The 787-nt window shown below is 45.4% G+C and carries 1 protein-coding gene; it reads right to left on the bottom strand.

Going from position 1 to position 787, the window contains the following annotated elements:
- Positions 1-787 (bottom strand): RNA degradosome polyphosphate kinase (locus R7093_RS25045; RefSeq protein WP_318146992.1); only part of this gene is annotated, 787 nt, incomplete at both ends.

The raw sequence follows: 787 nt of genomic DNA, 5'->3' as shown, positions 1-787 counted from the left end.
ATCGACGAGGTTGTTGACCTTTATGGTTAATCCTGCCTTTTTGCCCGCCTTTGCATTGGCGATTTCATTGTCAATCAGGCGGTAAATTTGGGTGCGCGAATTACGCGGAGAAACCATCAAGTGATTGAACTTCACTGGGCGATAAGGGTTCTCAATGTATCCAAACACGTTGCGCACTTCATTGGTGATTTCTTGGTCTGCGGTGAGCAGCGAAAAGTCGGTATAGATTCGAGCGGTTTTTTCGTGGAAGTTGCCCGTGCCAATGTGCGCGTAGCGAATAATATCGTCACCTTCACGGCGACTGATCATCAATAACTTTGAGTGAATCTTTAAACCGGGCGCACCAAAGATGACGTGCACGCCAGCTTCAGTCAGAACTTTTGACCATTCAATATTTGCTTCTTCATCAAATCGCGCCTGCAACTCAACGACTACAGTAACGTTTTTGCCGTTATGCACCGCATCAATCAAAGAGTTCATCAAGCGAGAGTCTTTGGCTACGCGGTAGATATTAATTTTGATGCTGAGCACTTTCGGGTCAAAGGATGCCTGGCGAACCAATTCACCAATATGGTCAAAGGTGTGATAAGGGTAGTAGAGTAGAATGTCTTTGGCTTTGATGGCTTCGAAACTGTTGGCGTAACCTTCAAAGTCTGCACACTTCATTGGTGGCATTGGTTTGTTTTCGAGGTATTCTCGCCCGACGTTTGGAAAAGCGATGAAATCTTTGAAGTTGTGGTAGCGTCCACCTGGAATTAGGTTGTCGTAATTGGAAATTCTTAGTTTG

The organism is Vibrio sp. 1580 (assembly GCF_033340055.1).
The sequence above is the reverse complement of the archived record's forward strand: the minus strand, read 5'-3'. Positions and strand labels throughout refer to the sequence as shown.